The sequence below is a fragment of the Thermoanaerobaculia bacterium genome (assembly GCA_018057705.1).
GTDB lineage: Bacteria > Acidobacteriota > Thermoanaerobaculia > Multivoradales > JAGPDF01 > JAGPDF01.
Genome location: JAGPDF010000002.1, coordinates 58,624 through 73,922 on the forward strand (window position 1 = coordinate 58,624; position 15,299 = coordinate 73,922).

Sequence of the window (15,299 nt, forward strand, 5' to 3'; positions counted from 1 at the left end):
TTTTGGGCTCCGAGTGGTAGCCTCCGCCCGTTTTCCAAGGGTAGAGAGGAAGCGCCGGCGCCGCCGAGTTACCTGGAGAGGGAGGTCGCATGTCGAAGCATGAGGCGAAACAGGAATGGGGCACGCGGGTGGGGGTGATCCTCGCCGTCGCGGGTTCGGCGGTCGGGCTGGGGAACTTCCTGCGCTTCCCCGGTCAGGCGGCCGCGAACGGCGGCGGCGCCTTCATGATCCCGTACTTTTGTGCCCTGCTCCTGGTCGGCATTCCAATCGGCTGGGCGGAGTGGACGATGGGGCGTTACGGCGGCCGCAAGGGAATGCACTCGGCGCCGACCATCCTGGGGGTCTTCGGGGGCGGCGGCACCTTCCGCTACCTCGGGATCATCGGAGTCCTCATCCCCCTCGCCGTCTCCTTCTACTACACCTACATCGAGGCCTGGTGTCTGGGCTATTTCTGGCACTATGTGACTGGCGGCATCGGGGTGGACGCCGCGGCGCCGGTCGCCGAGCAGGCGGCCTCCGCCGGCGCCTTCTACAACACCTTCACTGGCCGCGAGGCGAACGGCGTCCTTACCGGCGGCTCGCTCGAGACCTTCATCTTCTGGGCGATCACCTTCGGCATCAACATCTGGCTGGTCTTCCGCGGCATCTCGAAGGGGATCGAGAAGTTCGTCTCCTGGGCGATGCCGGCGATGGCGGTCTGCGCGCTCATCGTCCTGGTGCGCGTCTTGACCCTCGGCACCCCCGATCCGGCGAATCCGGACCAGAATGTGCTCAACGGGCTCGCCTACATGTGGAACCCGAACTTCGAGGCTCTCTCCAACCCGCAGACCTGGCTCGCCGCCGCCGGACAGATCTTCTTCTCGCTCTCGGTCGGCTTCGGCGTGATCATCAACTACGCCTCCTACATGAAGAAGAAGGACGACGTCGTGCTCTCGGGGCTTACCGCCTCGGCGACCAACGAGCTCTTCGAGGTCGGCTTCGGCGGCCTGATCACCATCACCGCTTCGTTCGTCTTCCTCGGCACCGCCAACATGATCGGCGCCGTTCAGGGCGGCACCTTCGGTCTCGGCTTCACCACCCTGCCGGTGGTCTTCGCCCACATGGGGGCGTTCGGCAACATCGTCGGGGCGATCTGGTTCTTCATGCTCTTCCTGGCCGCGATCACGAGCTCCATCTCGATGTACCAGCCGTCGCTCGCCTTCTTCCAGGAGGCGCTCGGCTGGGGGCGCAAGCAGTCGACCTCGCTCCTGGTCGGCATCTGCCTCGTGGGCTCCTTCCTGGTCATGTACTACAGCCGGGGCGGCATCTTCTGGTCGACGATCGACGACTGGGTCGGGACCTTCCTGATCTTCGTCCTGGCGATGATCCAGATCATCGCCTTCAGCTGGATCTTCGGCATCGAGAAGGGGTGGAAGGAGGCGCACTTCGGGGCGCAGATCCGCATCCCGGGCTTCTACAAGTTCATTATGAAATACGTGACGCCGACCTACTTGCTCGTGGTCTTCATCGCCTTCTGCTGGCAGAACCTCGGTTCCTGGCTGAAGTCGGTCGCCGACGAACCGTTGCGGCAGGGGGCGGTCGGGCTGATTCTGGCGACGGCGCTGATCCTCGTCGTCTGCACCTTCCTCGGCACGAAGCGGTGGCGGGCCGCGGGCCTGGACATCGACGGCAAGCATGCCCCGAACGACTGACAAGGAGAGCGCGAAATGACGATCCTGGGTTGGGTTTTTCTCCTCTCGTCGACCGCCTTCGTCTGGGGTCTGACCGGCTGGTGCTACTACAAGGTCTTGACCGTCAAGGAAGAGATCGAGATCCCGCCGGCCGCGCTCGGCGGCTGAGTGTCGCGGCGGACCGTCCGGCTTGCGCAGCGGACGGATCGGATCGATGGTAGAAGGGGGCTCATGCGAGCCCCCTTTTTTCTTGCCCTGCTCACGCTGCCGACCGTCCTCACCCTGACCGCGGCGCCGGCCGAAGCCGACCTCTCCGGCGTCGAGCTCCGGCTCCTTGCGAGCGGGCTCAGCGATCCGGTGGCGATCGCCCATGCGGGCGACGACCGCCTGTTCATCGTCGAGCAGCGCGGGCGGATCCGCATCTTCGCCGACGGCGTCGTGCAACCGGGGAGCTTTCTCGACCTCTCCTCGCGGGTTCTCTCCGGCGGCGAGCAGGGTCTCCTCGGGCTCGCCTTTCATCCGCGCTACGCCGAGAACGGGTACCTGTTCGTCAACTACACCCGGGAAGGGGACGGCGCGACGGTGATCTCCCGCTTCCGCCGCTCGACCGGCGATCCGGGCCGCGCCGAGGCCGGCAGCGAGGCTACCCTGCTGGTGATCCCGCAGCCCTACTCGAATCACAACGGCGGCGACCTCGCCTTCGGACCCGACGGATTCCTCTACGTCGGCATGGGCGATGGCGGCTCGGGGGGCGACCCCGACTGCCGCTCGCAGAACCGCAACGACCTCCTGGGCAAGATGCTGCGCCTCGACGTCGACAGCCACGCCGCGAGCGCGCCCTACTACGCCTCACCGCCGGACAATCCGTTCGCCGGCACGGCCGGCGCGGACGAGATCTGGGCGGTGGGCCTGCGCAATCCGTGGCGATTCTCCTTCGACCGCACGACGGGCCGGCTCTACATAGCGGACGTCGGGCAGAGCTCCCGCGACGAGATCGACATGGTGCCGTTCAACCACGGTGCCGTGGCCAATTTCGGATGGAAGATCATGGAAGGGAGCGCGTGCTACTCGCGCGACGCCTGTCCCGGCTCGACCCCGGTTTGCGGTTCGCCCGACCTCATCCTGCCGATCCTCGAGAACCTCCTCGCCGACGGAAACTGTGCGGTCATTGGCGGCTACGGCTACAGCGGGCATCGCCTTCCGGACCTCGACGGGCGGTATCTCTTCGGAGATTTCTGCTCCGGCCGGATCTGGGCCACGACCTGGAACGGGGCCGGATGGAACCGCGAGGCGTTTCCCTTCACACTCCCGGGACTTACGACGTTCGGCGAGACCTCGGTGGGTGAGATCGTGCTGGCGACGCAGGGCGGCGAGCTCTACACCCTGGAGAGGACGCCCCTCGCGGCCTGCGTCCCGGGCCTGGGGCGCGTCTGCCTGATCGATGGGCGTTTCCAGGTGGAGGTCTCCTTCCGCGACTACCGGGGATTCCGCGACGACGCGCTGCCGGTCACGACCGGCAGCGACTCGACCCTGCTCTGGTTCTTCTCCCCGGCGATCTGGGAGCACCTGGTCAAGGTGATCGACGGCTGCAGCCTGAACGGCCACTGGTGGGTCTACGCCGCCGCCGCGACCGACGTCGAGTACGTCCTGCGCGTGACCGATACCCTGCACCACCGGGTCCGCGAATACCCCAACACCCTCGGCAACCGCGCCCCCGCGCTCACCGACTCGACGGCCTTCGCCACCTGCCCGTAGCGTAAGAAGCGGGCGCGATGGGCGTTGTCTCTTCGACAGGATCGGAGAGGTGCGCGCATGCTGGAGATTCAGAACCTCGTCAAGGTCTATCCCGGGGGGGTGGCCGCTCTGCAGGGCATCTCGTTGCGGATTCCGCGCGGGATGTTCGGGCTGCTTGGGCCCAACGGTTCGGGCAAGTCCACTCTGATGCGGATTCTCGCGGGGCTTCTCGAGCCCTCTGCGGGGCGAGTGCTGTTCGATGGCACCGACATCGTGGCCCAGCCCGAGCGCATCTGGCCGCAGCTCGGGCATCTCCCGCAGTCGTTCGGCTTCTATCCGAACTCGACCGGCGAGGCGATGCTGCGGCACATGCTGCAGTTGAAGGGCGTCGCGGCGCCGCGCGGCCTCGCGGCACTCACCGCCGAGCTCCTGGAGCGGGTGAATCTCACCGCGGCGGCTCGTCGGAAGGTGAGGACCTACTCGGGCGGGATGCGGCAGCGGCTCGGCATCGCGCAGGCGATCGCCGGCGATCCGGCGCTCATCATCGTCGACGAGCCGACGGCAGGTCTCGATCCGGAGGAGCGCGTGCGCTTCTACCGGCTCCTCGCCGAGCTCGCCGAGACGCGGACCATTCTGCTTTCGACCCACATCGTCGAGGACGTCGCGATGCTCTGTCCGCGCTTCGCCGTCATCCGCCAGGGCCGCCTGCTCGCGACGACCACACCGGGTGAGGCGCGCGAGCTCCTCGTCGGGACGATGTACGAGGGCGAGGTCGAACGCACAGCGCTCGCGGAGCTGGCCGCGAGCCACTGCGTGACCCAGGCGCACCTCGTCGAAGGGCGCAATCGCGTCCGTCTGCATCTGCCGACGGGGGCTCCACCCGCCGGTTTCACTCCCGTCCCCCCGACGCTCGAGGACGCCTATCTGGTCTTGATCCGGCGCGCCGGCGAAGGCGACGAGCCGGCCCTCCTCCGGGCCGCCTCGTGAACCGGACACGGCTCGCCGCGATCGCGGGGCACGAGGCCCGGACGCAGCTGCGGAGCCCGGCTTTCTGGGTCCTGCTCGTGATTCTCCTCGCCATCACGAGCACGCTCAATCCGGTGGCGATGATCCCGTCGGGTGAGATCGAGGTGGGAGGCGAACGGGCGTTCGCCAACTCGCCGCATGCACTGGCGCAGAGCTTCGCCATCGGGAGCTTCTTCGCGTATACCTTTTTCGCCGCGCTGATGGCCGGGTTTGCGGTGATTCGCGACGACGAATCGGGGATCGGCGATCTCCTGCACGCCACGCCACTCACCGCCGGGGAACACGCCGTCGGCAAGCTCTCCGGTGTCGCGGCGGCTCTCGGCGTCGCGCTCGCCGTTCACCTCGCCTTTGCCCTCCTCTTCTACGAGGGTCCGGCGCTCTTCGGGACCGGTTCCGCGGCGCACGGGCCGTTCCGGGCGATCGCCTATCTGGGCGCCGCGGCGCTTTTCGCCCTCCCGGGCATCGCGTGGACCGCCGCGGTCGCCTTTGCGATCGGCGCACGGAGCCGGCGGCCGATGGCGGTTTACGCCGTCCCGACCGTTCTCTTCGTCTACACGATCCTCATCTCCTGGAACTTCGCTCCGGCGACGTTGGGGGCTGGATGGGACCGCCTGCTCGCGATCCTCGACCCGACGGCGATCCGCTGGCTCGATCGCGTCCTCTTCCGGATCGATCGCGGCGTGGCGTACTGGAACACCGCTGCGATCGAGTTCGACTGGACGTTCGTCCTCAATCGGCTGCTCGCGCTCGGCATCGCTGGCGGCGCGGTGGTGGCATCGATCCGCCGCCCCTCGAGCGCACGCCGGCGCCGTCGGGAGGCCCGCGACCTTCGGGCCCTTCTCGCTGCAGGTCCCCCTCCCGGCGCGCGCGCTCCGGACAACGCAAGCTTCCGTCCGCTCGCGGACCTGGCGATGACCGGCCGGGCCCCCGGGCTTCTCGCCGGGACGGGGACCATCCTGCGCGCGGAGGTGGGGGAGCTCTTCCGGCAACCGGCCCTCTACCTCTTCTCGGCCTTCCTGATGCTCGTCGTCGCGGAGGTCGCGGGAACGGAGGCCGGCCTCTTCGGCTCGCCCGTCCTGCTCACCGCCGGTGGCATCGCCGTGCGCTCCCTGCCGGTGGTGACCGTCCTCGTCTGCCTCTACCTGCTCTTCGTGGTCGTCGAATCGATGCATCGCGACAGCGTCACCGGATTTGCGACCCTCTTTCACGCCGCCCCGGTCTCAGACACCGCGATCCTGCTCGGCAAGGGGCTGGCGAGCACGGCCGTCATCGCCGTGTTGAGCGGCGCCTGTGTCGGCGCCGGCCTGGCGTTGCTGCTCCTGCAGAACGGCGGGCGCATCGAGATCGGACCTCTGCTGCTGGTCTACGGTGCGGTGCTCGCACCCACCTACCTGCTGTGGGCCGCATTCGTGAGTGCGGTGATGGTCGTTCTGCGCAGCCGCAACGGGACGATCGCGATCGGGCTCGCTGCGCTCGCGGGAACGGCCGTCCTTTTCGTCACCGGCGGCCTGTCCTGGGTCACCAACTGGCCGCTCTGGGGGGCGTTGCGGTGGACCGACATGGGGACGTTCCCGCTGAATGGGCGGGCGCTCTTGTGGAACCGGGCGGCGGCGCTCGCCGTTACGCTCTTCCTGTTCCTACTCTCGCGAGCCCTCCTGGTGCGGACCGAGCGCGACGCGGCGGCGAGCGCCACGCGGCTGCACCGCGGCCGCCTCGTGCGAGCTTCGCTGCGCCTCGTCCCTTTCCTGCTGCTGCCGCTCCTCATCCAGGGATTTCTCGCCATCGGGATTCGCCAGGGCGCCGAAGGGGAACCCGAGATCGCCCGCGCCGCCGACTACTTCCGGCGGAATGTCGCGGCCTGGAGCGCCGTCGAGCCGCCGCGGCTCGCCCGCATCGATCTGCGGATCGACCTCGAGCCGGCGGAGCGTCGGATGGCGCTCGAGGGCTCCTACGAGCTCGAGAACGCGACGGCGGAGCCGATGGCCCGGCTGCCGTTCACGCTCGGGAGCTCTTTCGGGACGGTCGCCTGGAGGATCGAGGGTGCCGCACCCGAGGTCGAGGGCCGCTCCGGCCTGGACGTGCTCACCCTTCAACGGCCGCTCGCGCCGGGCGAAACGGTGCGTGTGGACTTCGCCTACGAGGCGACCTATCCGCGCGGCTTCAGCCGCAGCGGTGGCGGTGCCGGCACGTTCATCCTGCCGGCGGGCGTTCTCCTGTCGACTCACCGCGGCGAGTTTCTGCCCGTGCCCGGTTTCGTCGCGCCGGCAAGTGATGTCGATGCCACCGAAGGCGCCAGCCTCTCGCCGCCCCCCTCGCCCGGGTCGCGCGCCCCTTCTTTCGAGACTCGCGTGGAGGTCTCGGTGCCGAGCGACTACTCGGTGACCTCGGTGGGTGTGCAGCGACGCGAGTGGTCGGCCGCCGGGCGCCGGCATGCGGTCTGGGAGAGCGCGCGCCCGGTCGCGGCCCTGAGCCTGATGGCGGGGCGCTGGGAGATTCGCCGCGAGGGCGACAACGCGGTCTACTTCCACCCCGGGCACGCCGAAAAGGTCGACGAGATCCTCGCGACGCTGGGAGCCGCGCGGGCGCGCTTCTCGGAGTGGTTCCATCCCTATCCCTGGAAGGAGCTGCGTCTGGCCGAGTTTCCCGACCTCGACACCGAAGCGACGTCCTATCCGACCCTGATCAGCTTCTCGGAAGGGATCGGCTTTCTCGACGCCGGCGAGGGACCGGGGGGGGTGGTCTTCAGCGTCACCGCGCACGAGGTCGCCCACCAGTGGTGGGGACATCTCCTGCCCGCCGCCGAGGGACCGGGAACCGGGCTCCTGGTCGAAGGGCTGGCGCACTACTCGGCGCTTCTGCTGCACGAGTCCGAGCTCGGAGCCGCCTCGCGCATCGCCTTCGCCTGCGAGCTCGAGCGGCTCTACCTCGAGCAGCGCCGGGCGAGCGAACGACCCGTGCTCGTAGCCGAGGAGGGCCGCCCCGGAGACGAAGCGACGCTGGCGCTCAAGGGGGCCTGGGTGCTCTGGATGCTGCACGGCGAGCTCGGCCGGGAGGCGATGCTGGCGGGCCTGCGCGACCTCGTCGGCCGCCACGCCGAGAGCAGGATCGAGGCGACTCCCGAAGACCTCCTGTCAGCGCTCGCGGCGCAGGCGAAGGATCCGGCCGCGCTGCGGAGCTTCGCCGCACCCTGGTTGACGCAAGTCGTTCTGCCCGAGTTCGAGGTGACCGGCGCCGCAGTCGAGAGGACTGCGGCCGGCTGGCGGGCGCGCGCCACGGTGCGCAACGTCGGCACCGGCCAGGTCACGGTCGAGGTCGCGGCGCTCGGCCCCGGCTCCGACCCTGCGGCGGAGATGGCTCCTGGCGCCGGGAACCCCCGGCTGCGCACCGCTCGTCTCGGACCGGGGCGCGCCGAAACGCTCGAATGGTCGCTCGACTTCCGGCCCGCCCGCATCGAGGTCGATCCTGGCGCCCGCGTTCTCCAGCGGAACCGGGAAAGGGCCCGGGCCGACCTCGACGGCGAGCCGATCCTTGCCTCGCTGCAAGTACCCGCGCTGTAAGAATCCCCTGTGGCAGGCGTAGTACGAGTGAAGAGGGAAGGAGAACCGACCGTGCAAGGGCGACCGCAACCGCAGGACCCAGAAGCCTCTCGATTCGGACCCGCCGGGGGATCTCCCCCGGAGGGCACGGCCGATCCGGCCCAGTTCCTCGCGGAGCTCTTCCGCGAGCACTACGACAAGGTCTTCCGCGCCGCCTACCGGATCACCGGCAATGCCATGGACGCCGAAGACGTCCTGCAGTCGGTCTTCCTGCGTCTCGCCCGCCGGCAGGAGGTCGAGCCGCTGGGCGAGGAGGCCGCCGGGTACTTCTACCGCTCGGCGGTAAACGCCGCCCTCGACGTCGTGCGCTCGCGCCAGCGCGCCGGCTGGGCGCCGCTCGAAGAGGCGGAGTTGCCGCGCTCGACCGCGAACGCTCTCGCCGGGGCCGAGTTCGAGCCCGAGCGCGAGCGGCGCCTGAAACAGCTCCGCAAGACCCTGCGCCTCGCGGTGGCGCGCCTTTCGCCGCGCGCCGCCGAAGTCTTCACCCTGCGCTACTTCGAAGGCCTCGGCAACCAGGAGATCGCCGAGCTCCTGGGCAGTTCCCAGGGGGTCGTCGCCGTCCTCCTCCATCGCACCCGCTACCGTCTGCGCAAAGAGATCACCCGCCTCATGGGAGAAGCGTCATGAAGTCCGAAGAGCGTTTCGAGCAGGCCGTCGCCGCCGTCCGTGATGAGTCGATCGATCCCCGCACCGTCGAGACGGCGGGGGAGCGCGTCTGGGCCCGTCTCACCAGCGAAGTGCGAGCCGCCGCCGACTCCGGGGTCTCCGGGGAGCCCGCCCAGGCAGAATCGCACCGGATTCTCGGTTGCGAGGGTTTTCGCGAGCTGATGCCGGCCTATCTCCTCGGCGCCCTCGCCGAGCCGAAGCGCGTGCTGCTCGAAGACCATACCCGCGAGTGCCTGCCCTGCCGACGGGCCCTCGCAGCCGCGCGCCAGGCGAAGGCGGCGGTCCGTCCGGCTGCGGCTGGTGAGCCGGCGCGTGTCCGGCGCGGACACAGCGCCGGCTTCGGGTCCGGAACACGCCGCTGGGCGCTGGCCGCCGGTCTGGCGGGGGTCGCGTTGCTGTCGGGCTTCCTCGTGCGGCAGGCCGGCGTCGGCTATCTCGGCGCGGCGCCGTCCGTGACCGTACGGTCGATCTCCGGCGAGCTTGCCGTCGTCGCCGACGGCGAGGTCCGTCCGGCGGTCGCCGGCGAGCGCATCGCGAGCTCGCAGCTGGTGCGTACCGCCCAGGGTTCGGGCGCGGTGCTCGAGCTCGCCGACGGCTCGCAGATCGAGCTCGCCGAACGCTCCGAGCTCGGCCTCGGCCGGCGCTGGGACGGCACGATCCTCGCGCTCGAGCGTGGCAGCCTCATCGTCGAGGCCGCGAAGCAGCGGCGCGGCCATCTCTACGTCGATACCGGCGACTGCCGGGTGTCGGTGGTCGGCACGATCTTCTCGGTGAATCATGGGGCGAAGGGTTCTCGCGTCTCGGTGATCGAGGGCGAGGTGCATGTCCGCCAGGGCGCCGAGCTCGCCGTCCTGCTTCCCGGGCAGCAGCTCGCCACCGGACATCGCCTCGCCGCCGTTCCGGTCGCCGAGGAGATCTCCTGGAGTCGCGATGCGGCGCGTTACCGCGAGCGCCTGGCGGCATTGAAGAGCCTCGGCCGCGAGCTCGACCTGGCACTGGTGCCGGCGTCGGCTCGCACCTCGGCGCGCCTCCTCGATCTCGTCCCGGCCGGCACCGGGGTCTACGTCGCGTTGCCCAATCTCTCGCAGTCGCTCGGGACGGCCTGGCAGCTCGTGCAGCAGCGGGTGGCGGAGAACCCGATTCTCGGCGAGTGGTGGAGCGAGCACTTCGCGGATCCCGCCGACGAGGCCGAGATCGCGCAGGCGATCGCCGAGCTCGAGCGCTTCGGCAGCGAGCTCGGGAACGAGATCGTGATCGCGATCGACACCGCGATCGCCGCCGATTCCGATGAGCAGGCTCCGCACAACGCTCCGGTGCTGCTCTCCGAGGTTGCGGACCCGGCGCGCTTCTCGCCGCTCCTCGACGAAGAGATCGCGCGTCTGAACGCCCTGCCGGCGTCCGGTGGCAGCGGGACCGAAGGCGGGAACCCGACGGACGCCCCGCGCATCCGGCGCATCGCCGATCCGTCCAGCGAGACCGCCGGCACGGACGAGCTCCTCGTCTGGCTGACCGGCGATCTGCTCCTCGCGTCGCCCTCCGCGGCACCGCTCGCCGCGGTGCAGGCCGGGCTGGCCTCGGGCAGCAACGCGTTCGTCGGCACGCCCTTCCACAGCCGGTTGGCCGGGGTCTACTCGGGTGGCGTGGAGTGGTTGGTCGGCGTCGACCTGGCGGCGATCGTCGCCCAGGTCGCAGAAGAGAGCTCGAGCGACGGCGAGGAGTCGCGTCGGGCGCTCGAGCACCTCGGTCTCGCCGACGCCGAGTTCCTGATCCTCGACAGTCGGAGCGCCGCGGGCGAGACGCAGAATCGCGCCCATCTCGGATTCCGTCAGGAGCGTCGGGGGATCGCCTCCTGGCTCGCCGAACCGGCCCCTGTCGGGGCGCTCGACTTCGTCTCGCCCGCCGCGCACCTCGCGGTGGGCGGCGTCCTCAAGGAGCCGGCGGCGATGCTCGATGACCTTCTCGCCCTGGTCGAAGCGACCGCTCCGGAGGGTGCGGACGCCGCGTCCTCGCCCCTGCGGCAGCTGGCCGACTTCGAATCGGAGCACGGGCTCTCGCTGCGCGAAGACCTTGCTGCGACCCTGGGCGGCGACTTCGCCTTCGCCCTCGACGGGCCGTGGCTGCCGATGCCCTCCTGGAAGCTGGTGCTCGAGGTCAACGACGCCGGCCGGTTGCAGTCGACCCTGGTGACGCTGGTCGAGGAGTGGAATCGCGCCGCCGCGGCCGCGTCGGCTGGCGATGGACAGGAAGTTCCGACCCTGACCCTGACGCAGGAGGCGATCGACGGAAACGTCGTCTACGACCTGCAGACCTCGGCCGGGTCGGGTCTCGCGCACTTCCTCTTCATCGACGGCTACCTCGTCGTCGGCCCGTCGCGGGCCCTGCTCGTCGAAGCCGTGGCGCAGCGCGCGGCGGGGGTGACGCTCATCGCCTCGAGCGCCTTCCTCGACCTGCTGCCTCACGACGGTCAGGCGCACTACTCGGGCCTCGTCTACCAGAACCTCGGTGGCGCGATGGGCGCTCTGGGTGAGTTTCTCGGCAGCCAGGGTGGCATCCCGGAGGCCGAGCGCGAGCGCCTGACCGCGCTCGTCGGCGACGGCGGTGCGACCGTCGCGGTGGCCTACGGCGAAATCCAGGGCGTCACGCTCTCGACGCGCGGCGCGCACGGCCCGATGGGTCTGTCGTTCGAGAGTCTCCTCGCCGTCGGCGGGATTCTCGGCGGCTTCGACGACGAAGCGGAGACGGGAGGCCCGGCAGGGCAGACCGACGAAACTCCGGCCGGTCCGCAGGCGTAGAGTTCCGGGTGTTGATGCCTACACCACTGCTCGAGCTCGAAGGGCTGGAAGTCCGCCTGGCAGGGCGAGCGATCCTGAAGGGCCTCACGGGATCGCTCTCCGGCCAGGTGGTCGGTCTGTTGGGGCCCAACGGCGCCGGCAAGACCACCCTGTTCAATACCATCCTCGGTTTCTACGAGCCTTCGGCCGGCCGGGCGCGCGTCCTCGGACGTGACATCGCGACCGAGGCCGGTGCGGTCCGCGAGCGCCTCGGCTACATGCCCGAGAGCGAGTCGTTCGTGTCGGGGCTCTCGGCGGTCCGCTTCGTGCGCATGATGGCCGAGCTCTCGGGCCTGCCGCCGCGAGCGGCGCTCGAGCGGGCGCACGAGGCGCTGTTCTACGTCGGCCTGGGCGAGGCGCGCTATCGCAAGCTCGAGACCTACTCGCTCGGCATGAAGCAGCTCGCCAAGCTCGCCCAGGCGATCGCGCACGGGCCGGAGCTGCTGCTGCTCGACGAGCCGACCAACGGCCTCGACCCCTCGGCGCGCCAGCGCATGCTCGGCCTGGTGCGCGAGATCGCGGCGTCGGGCGTGCGCATCATCCTCTCCTCGCACCTTCTTCGCGATGTCGAGAGCTGCTGCGACGAGGTCATCGTGCTCAAGGACGGCAAGGTCGCGACGATCGCCAACCTCGCCGAGGAGCGCGCCAGCCAGCGCCGCTTCCTCGAGATCGAGACCCGCGGCGGCGAAAACGGCACCTATCCTGCCCGTCTCGCCGAGCTCGGCTGCGAGGTCGCGGAGCTCTCGAACCGCAAGCTCAAGGTCGTGCTGCCCGCCACCGTCGACGTGCGCATGCTGTATACCGTCGCGAGCGAGCAGGGCGTGCAGCTGCGCCGCCTGTCGTCCTCCCGCAACTCGCTCGAGCATCTCTTCCTGCGCGCCATGGAATCCAACGACTCCGGCGACCTCGCCGGGCCCGCTGTCCCTGCCGCCTCGGCAGACAAACCGGAGGCCCCCCTTGCCGGTCTATGACCACCGCTACCGCGGCTGGAGCGGCGAACGCCGCAGCGGGCGCTTTCGCATCTGGACGGTGGCGCGCTTCGCGCTCGGCGACCTCTGGAAGTCCCGGCTGGCGCTGCTCCTCTTCATCGTGGCGCTGCTGCCGCCGCTCTTTTTCGCCGGCATGATCTACCTCGCGAGCAACGTCGAGATGCTGACCGCGGTGGGATTCAACGTCGTGGGCCCCGGCGTCGACGCGAGCTGGATGGCGATCGACAAGGAGCCGTTCTTCTGGTTCCTGGTCTGGCAGTCGAGCTTCGCCTTCTTCCTCTCGGCATTCATCGGCCCGACGCTGGTGGCGCCGGATCTCGCGCACAACGCGTTGCCGCTCTTCCTGTCGCGCCCGCTCTCGCGCTCCGACTACATCCTGGGCAAGCTCCTGGTGCTCCTGCTGCCGCTCTCGGCGGTGACGTGGATTCCGGGCCTGCTTCTCCTCGGGCTGCAGACCTCGCTCGCCGGCACCGGTTGGCTCGGCGAGCACTGGCGGCTGGTTCCGGCGGTCGTCTTCGGGTCGTGGATCTGGATCCTCCTTCTCGCGGTTCTGGCGATCGCCATCTCGGCCTGGGTCAAGTGGCGTCCGGTCGCGACCGGCATGCTCTTCGGCATCTTCATCCTCGGCGAGGCGTTCGGCAAGGCGATCGAAGAGATCGCCGGCTTCCGCTGGGGGAAGCTCCTGGCGATCGACGACGTCGTGCAGACGATCTGGGCGAGCCTTTTCGGCGGCATCGACTTCCTCGGGCGGGAGTACCCCGAGAATCCGCTGCCGGTCGCCTCGTGCTGGCTGATGCTCGGCTGCATCCTGGCCGCTGCGGTCTGGATGCTGCATCGCAAGGTGCGCGCCTGCGAGGTTTCGCGATGAACCCGCTCGCTGCGCCGCCCGCCGCCGCGCCGACCGGGTTGCGATTCGAGAACGTCTCCAAGTTCTACGGCGAGGTGCTCGGGGTGAACCGGGTCGATCTCGAGATCGGCCCGGGCATCACGAGTCTCGTCGGACCGAACGGCTCGGGCAAGACGACGCTCATGAATCTCGCCACCGGGCTCCTGCAGCCGACCGAGGGCTCGGTCACCGTGAGGGGAATCCCGCCGAGCGACCCCGAGCGCCTGTTCGCAGCGGTCGGCTACTGCACGCAGTTCGACACCTATCCCCGCGGCATCACGGGGTGGGACTTCGTTCATCTCTACCTCCAGCTCCACGGGCTGGCGCGCGGCGAGGCGGTGCAGCGCGCCAGCCAAGCGATTGCGCGCGTCGGGATGACCGACGCCGCGTCGCGCCGCATCGCCGGCTACAGCAAGGGGATGAAGCAGCGCATCAAGCTGGCGCAGGCGATCGCCCACGACCCGCAGGTGCTGCTCCTCGACGAGCCGTTGAACGGGCTCGATCCGCTGGCGCGCTCGGAGGTGATCGAGCTGCTGCGGAGTTTCGCCGCCGACGGACGCACGGTGGTCGTCTCGAGCCACATCCTGCACGAAGTGGACGAGCTCTCGGACCGGGTGGTGCTGGTGCACGGCGGCTACATCGTCGCCGAGGGCGCGATTGCCGGGGTGCGCGACGAGATGGCCGCGGAGCGGCCGCTGGCCGTGCTGGTGCGCTGCGACCGGCCCGGCGTGCTGGCCGCCCGGGTCTTCGCCGAGGACCATGTCGTTGAAGCCCGCATCGACCCGGACGGTCGCGGCCTGCTGGTGCGGACGAGGGCCTCCGAGCAGTTCTATCTGCTGCTCAACCGGCTGGCCGGTGAGGGCCTGGTCGAGATCGAAGCGGTGGTCCCGGCGGACGAGGACGTGCAGGCGGTCTACCAGTACCTGATCGGCGCCCCCGCCGGGACGGCGAGCTAGAGGGAGCGCAGCCTTGAGCCAGATGCCGAGCCAGATGCCGAGCGCCAGACCGAGCGAGCTGCCGGGTGCCTCGTCGAGCGCGCCGCGCGCGCTCGGATTCCCCCGCTGGATGCGGCAGGTCCGCGCCATGCTCGGGCTGGAGCTGCGCAAGACCTTCCTGCGCCCGCGCGCCCTGCCGGTCGTGCTGGTGGCGCTGCTGCCGGTGCTGCTGCTCGCGGTGCGCGTCCTGGCGACGAAATTCGAGGCGCTCCCGGTGCAGCAGGCCGGCGATGTCGCGCAGACCTACGGCGTCATCTTCCAGCTCTTCTACCTGCGACTCGTCGTCTTCTTCGGCTGCTTCGGCATCTTCACTTATCTCGTTCGCGGCGAGATGCTCGAACGCAGTCTCCACTTCTACTTTCTCGCACCGCTGCGCCGCGACGTCTTCATGGTCGGCAAGTACATCGCGGGCGTGGTCGCGGGTGGTGCGCTGTTCACGCTCTCGGTCGTGCTGCAGCTCGGGCTCTCCTTCTTGTCGCCGATGACCGAGGGCGGCCGGGCCTACCTGCTCGGCGGCCCCGGCGGGGGGCACGCGATCGCCTACCTCGGTGTGACCGTGCTCGCTGTGGTCGGCTACGGAGCGGTCTTCCTGGCGCTCGGCATGCTGGTGAAGAATCCGATGATCCCGGCGGCGCTCTTTCTCGGCTGGGAGTGGCTCAATTTCCTCCTGCCGCCGGCTCTCAAGAAGATCTCGGTCATCCACTACCTGCAGTCGCTCTGCCCGGTGCCGGTGCCCCACGGCCCGTTCGCGCTGCCGGCCGAGCCGACACCTCCCGTGCTCGCTGTCCTGGGCCTGATGCTCTTCGCCGCGGTACTCCTCTTTTTCGCCTCCCGTCGGGCCCGGCGCCTCGAGATCCTCTACTCGACCGACTGAAGCGGGCGCCGCTCCAGGAAGCGCTAGACTTT

The 15,299-nt window shown here is 69.6% G+C and carries 10 protein-coding genes; all 10 read left to right on the forward strand.

Annotation, left to right across the window (positions count from 1 at the left end):
- Positions 1-89 precede the first annotated feature (89 nt).
- Positions 90-1,691, forward strand: coding sequence for a sodium-dependent transporter (locus tag KBI44_00975; protein MBP9143029.1), 1,602 nt, complete (start codon positions 90-92; stop codon positions 1,689-1,691).
- A gap of 210 nt (positions 1,692-1,901) precedes the next feature.
- Positions 1,902-3,425 (forward strand): PQQ-dependent sugar dehydrogenase, encoded by a 1,524-nt coding sequence (locus KBI44_00980; GenBank protein MBP9143030.1) that lies wholly within the window; start codon positions 1,902-1,904, stop codon positions 3,423-3,425.
- A gap of 57 nt (positions 3,426-3,482) precedes the next feature.
- Complete coding sequence (locus KBI44_00985) at positions 3,483-4,391, forward strand: ABC transporter ATP-binding protein (GenBank protein ID MBP9143031.1); 909 nt, start codon at positions 3,483-3,485, stop codon at positions 4,389-4,391.
- On the forward strand, positions 4,388-7,987 hold the full coding sequence (locus KBI44_00990) for an ABC transporter permease subunit (GenBank protein ID MBP9143032.1): 3,600 nt from the start codon (positions 4,388-4,390) through the stop codon (positions 7,985-7,987). Before KBI44_00985 ends, KBI44_00990 begins: the two co-directional genes overlap by 4 nt.
- Before the next feature lie 51 nt (positions 7,988-8,038).
- Positions 8,039-8,653, forward strand: coding sequence for a sigma-70 family RNA polymerase sigma factor (locus tag KBI44_00995; protein ID MBP9143033.1), 615 nt, complete (start codon positions 8,039-8,041; stop codon positions 8,651-8,653).
- Positions 8,650-11,484 (forward strand): FecR domain-containing protein, encoded by a 2,835-nt coding sequence (locus KBI44_01000; protein MBP9143034.1) that lies wholly within the window; start codon positions 8,650-8,652, stop codon positions 11,482-11,484. The genes KBI44_00995 and KBI44_01000 overlap by 4 nt, the downstream gene beginning before the upstream one ends.
- A gap of 14 nt (positions 11,485-11,498) precedes the next feature.
- Positions 11,499-12,494, forward strand: a complete 996-nt coding sequence (locus tag KBI44_01005) for an ABC transporter ATP-binding protein (protein ID MBP9143035.1) — start codon at positions 11,499-11,501, stop codon at positions 12,492-12,494.
- Positions 12,481-13,380, forward strand: a complete 900-nt coding sequence (locus tag KBI44_01010; GenBank protein ID MBP9143036.1) for a hypothetical protein — start codon at positions 12,481-12,483, stop codon at positions 13,378-13,380. The genes KBI44_01005 and KBI44_01010 overlap by 14 nt, the downstream gene beginning before the upstream one ends.
- A complete protein-coding gene (locus KBI44_01015; GenBank protein MBP9143037.1) occupies positions 13,377-14,354 on the forward strand; it encodes an ABC transporter ATP-binding protein in 978 nt (325 codons plus the stop codon). Before KBI44_01010 ends, KBI44_01015 begins: the two co-directional genes overlap by 4 nt.
- A gap of 13 nt (positions 14,355-14,367) precedes the next feature.
- A complete protein-coding gene (locus tag KBI44_01020) occupies positions 14,368-15,267 on the forward strand; it encodes a hypothetical protein (protein ID MBP9143038.1) in 900 nt (299 codons plus the stop codon).
- Positions 15,268-15,299: the final 32 nt, after the last annotated feature.